Source organism: Mesorhizobium sp. M7A.F.Ca.CA.002.04.1.1, from assembly GCF_004022805.1.
Lineage (GTDB): Bacteria > Pseudomonadota > Alphaproteobacteria > Rhizobiales > Rhizobiaceae > Mesorhizobium > Mesorhizobium ciceri.
Map to the genome: position 1 here is coordinate 1 of NZ_RZPL01000541.1, position 4063 is coordinate 4063.

A 4063-nucleotide genomic window follows, 5' to 3' on the forward strand; every position below is an offset into this window, starting at 1 on the left:
CTCCGGCGCCAGCGCCATGCCGAGCTTGATCGCGTCATGTTCGGAATTGACCTGTACCTCCTTGCCTTCCCAGAGGATCTGGCCGGCGGATTTGCGGTGGCGGCCGTAGAGCGTGGTGACGAACTCGCTGCGTCCGGCGCCGATCAGCCCATAGAGTCCGACGATCTCGCCGGCGCGGACCGTCATCGAGACATTTTCGAAGCCCTTGCCGGACAGGTTTTTCGCCTCGATGATGGCGGCGCCCGGCGTGAAATGCTCCTTGTGATAGACCTGCTCGATCGAGCGGTTGATCATCATCTTGACCAGTTCGGCATCGTTGGTCTCTGCGATGTTGCGGGTGCCGACCAGCGTGCCGTCGCGCAGCACGGATACCCGGTCGGCGAGTTCGAACACTTCCTCCATGCGGTGGCTGATGTAGATGATCGTCACGCCTTCGCCCTTCAGACGGCGGATCAGCGTGAAGAGCTGGTCGGCCTCCTTGCGGGTGAGGTAGGCGGTCGGCTCGTCGAAGATCAGGAATTTGGTGCCGCGCACGGTGGCGCGGGCGGCGGCTATCAGCTGCTGCTGGCCGATGGTCAGGTCGCCGAGCGTGACATGCGCCGGCAGGTCGAAGCCTAGGTCGTCGATGATCGTCTGCGCCTGCCTGACCATGGCGCGCTGCTGCAGGATGCCGAAGCGCGAATTCTCCTCGCCGAGGAACATGTTGGCGGCGACCGTCAGGTGACGGCACAGCACGACTTCCTGGTGCACGGCATTGATGCCGAGCGCCATCGCCTCGTGCGGCGTCGCCAGGGCGGCCGCCTGGCCCTCCCAGACAATCTCTCCGGAGGTGCGCGGCATGACGCCGGTCAGAAGCTTGATGAGCGTGGATTTGCCGGCGCCGTTTTCGCCGACGATGGCGTGGATCTCACCGGACTTGAAGGCGAGATCGACCGGTTTCAGCGCGTGGGTGCCGGGATAGCGCTTCTCCAGGCCACGCAATTCGAGGATAGTCCGCCCCTGTTCCAGAACGGGTGCGGGATGCAGTTCCTGCGCCGTCGAAATCATGACAATCCTCCCAGATTGGCCTCCCGGATTGGCTTCCCAGGCTGGCCTCACGATTGGCACGCGGCGAGGCAGGGATATGCCTCGAAAACAGCCTGGCTCAGGCGTGCGGATTGCCAAGCCGTTCGTGCGGCAGTTTGTGTCTCCGGGGCGAGGTGCCCCGGAGACGATTGCGGATGCGACGGCTCAGAGCTTCGGATTGAGCAGCGCGTCGATCTTGGGATCTTTCATGTTGTCCTTGGTCACCAGATTGGCGCCGGTGTCGACATTGGCTTCGACCTTCTCGCCCTTGGAGGCGGCGAGCGCGGTCTTGATGCCGTCATAGCCCATCCGGTACGGATCCTGGACGACGAGGGCGGAAATGACGCCGTCGTTGAGGAACTTGATCAGCTTCTCGTCGCTGTCGAAACCGACCAGCGCCAGCTTGCCGCCAAGGTTGTTTTCCGCGACGGCCTGGCCGACGCCCTGCGCCATGATCAGGTTGGAAGCGAAGATGCCCTTGAGGTTCGGGTTGGCGGTGATCAGGTCGGTGGCGATGTTGAGGCCGGTGGTGGCCTGGCCGTCGGCATATTTGTCGGCAACCAGCTTGAGGCCCGGATATTTGGCGGCCAGCTGTTCGGTGAAGCCCTGCTTGCGCTGTTCGAGCGAGCCGGCGCCAGGTGCGTTGGTGATCAGGGCAACGTCGCCCTCGATCTTGCCGCCGTTGGCGGCGCCGATGGCAGCTGCGAGGCCGTCGGCAGCGACGCGGCCGCCCTGGACGTTGTCGGTGGTCAGGAACGAGGTGAAGGCCTTGGAGTCGGCACCGGAGTCGATGCCGATGACCTTGACCTTGGCAGCGGCTTCATCGATCGGCTTGCCGAGCGCCTTGAACTCGGTCGGCGCAATGACGATGGCCGCCGGGTTGCTGGCAACGGCGTTCTCGAGGATCGAGACCTGGCCGTTGACGTCGGTTTCAGCCTGGGCGCCGAGTTCCGGCACGTTGACGCCGAGATCCTTGCCGGCCTTGCGGGCGCCGGCCAGAACGATCTGCCAGTAGAAGGACGTGGTGTCCTTGACGATGATCGGAATGGTGACGTCCGCCGCCGAAACCGGCGCCGGATGCATGACGCCGGCGAGCATTGAAGCTGCTGCCAGCGCCATGACGGCGCGGCGGTTGAGAATGCTGGTCACGAATTTCATGAGGTTTCCTCCCTAAGTCGCCCGGTGAACGATACGGAAGCTCCGTTCGGATAGGCGCGGTCCCAAACAGAACTTTATCAATAAAAAACAGTTGCCCTGTTTTGATAGTGCATCGAACAGATCGATGCAAGCGGTGTTTGACCAGTCGTTGCGAGGTCTGGCAGAGGCAGATCCCCCGCCCTGTTCTCCCATTGGCGCCGTCACGCTTCCGTTCCGTTCTGGGAACGTATGGAATATTAATTCCACCAATTCGTCAATATGGAATATCCATTCCTCCATGTGCCGAAGGAACATGAAGTTTCACACCAGCTCCTGCACCAGCGTGTAGGGACGATATTTGGCGTATTCCGTTTCCGGTACGTCGATGTCGAGCAGCTCGAGGTTGCGCGTCAGATTTGCCAGCTTGGCGGTGCCGGTCAGTACGGTGGCGACGGCAGCTTCATGCAAGGGGAATTGGAACGCTGCGGCGGCGAGCGGATAGCCACCCTCGGCGGCGATCCTTTCCATTGCGCCGACGCGGTCGAGCACGTCATGGCTGGCGGGGCGGTAGTCGAAATGTGCGCCTTGCACCGGGCCGGTCGCCAGGATGCCGGAGTTGAACACGCCGCCAATGACCAAGGAGGTCTGCTGTGCCCGGCATAGCGGCAGCAACTCCGCTTCGGCACTGCGGTCGAGCAGGGAATAGCGGCTGGCAAGCAGGATGCAGTCGAGCGGCGCCCGGCGCATCACGTCCAGGCAGATCTGCACCTCGTTGACGCCAAGCCCATAGGCAGAAATGACGCCAGTCCGTTTCAGCTCTTCGAGTGCCTTGAGGCCGCCATCCATCAGGTCGCGAAAATGCAGCTTGGTCTTCTCGATACCATGGGTGTAGGCGCCGATGTCGTGGACAAACAGGATGTCTATCCTGTTTAGGCCAAGCCGCGCATAGCTGAACTCGACCGACCGCATAATGCCGTCATAGGAATAGTCGTAGTCGAGCGCGAAGGGCAGCGGATCGACATAGGAGTGATCGGGAACCTGATCGTCCGGCACCGGGCGAAACAGCCGGCCGACCTTGGTCGACAGCACATAGGAATCGCGCGGCTTGTAACGCAGGAAGTCGCCGAAGCGGCGCTCCGACAGTCCGAAACCGTAGAAGGGTGCGGTGTCGAAATAGCGCAGGTCGGCATCCCAGGCGCCCTGCAGCGTCTCCATCGCCGCTTCGCGCGAACAGGCGCGGTAAAGGCCGCCAAGTGCGGCGCCGCCGAAACTGACTTCGGTGACCTCCAGAGCTGTCCGACCGATACGGCGTTTTTCCATGCAAAACCTCCCCGTTGCCCGCCGCTGACCGGCGCGCCGTCTATTTTATATCAGTAAAATCTAAAGTGTTGCGCCCAGATGCCAGGGCACGAACTCGTTGTCGCCGTAGCCGAAGTCCTCGCTCTTGGTCTTGCGGCCGGAAGCCGTTTCGACGATCAGTTCGAAGATCTCGCGGCCCATGCCGGCGATGGTCTTTTCACCCGAGGCGATGACGCCGCAATTGACGTCCATGTCCTCTTCCATCTGGTGGTACATGGTCGAGTTGGTGGCGACCTTGATCGACGGCGTCGGACGGCAGCCGAAGCAGGAGCCGCGGCCGGTGGTGAAGACGATGACGTTGGCGCCGCCCGCCACCTGGCCGGTCGCCGAAACCGGGTCGTAGCCAGGCGTATCCATGAACACCAGGCCACTGCCGGTGACTTTTTCGGCGTAACCGAAGACGCCGTTGAGCGGCGTCTGGCCGCCCTTGGCGACCGCACCGAGGGACTTCTCCAGGATGGTGGTGAGGCCGCCGCGCTTGTTGCCGGGCGAGGGATTGTTG

The 4063-nt window shown here is 62.5% G+C and carries 3 protein-coding genes and 1 pseudogene; all 4 read right to left on the bottom strand.

Annotated elements, in window-relative coordinates; all coding sequences use genetic code 11:
- On the bottom strand, positions 1-1047 hold a 1047-nt coding region (locus ENZ75_RS23710; RefSeq protein ID WP_164887960.1), incomplete at its 3' end, for a sugar ABC transporter ATP-binding protein.
- 183 nt (positions 1048-1230) lie between these two features.
- Complete coding sequence (locus ENZ75_RS23715) at positions 1231-2223, bottom strand: ABC transporter substrate-binding protein (protein WP_063169030.1); 993 nt, start codon at positions 2221-2223, stop codon at positions 1231-1233.
- A 300-nt stretch (positions 2224-2523) separates the two neighbouring features.
- The gene (locus tag ENZ75_RS23720) at positions 2524-3522 is read right to left on the bottom strand and encodes an aldo/keto reductase (protein WP_063169029.1); all 999 of its coding nucleotides are present in this window, start codon (positions 3520-3522) and stop codon (positions 2524-2526) included.
- A 60-nt stretch (positions 3523-3582) separates the two neighbouring features.
- Positions 3583-4063: pseudogene (locus tag ENZ75_RS23725) on the bottom strand (UxaA family hydrolase); the annotation flags it as partial.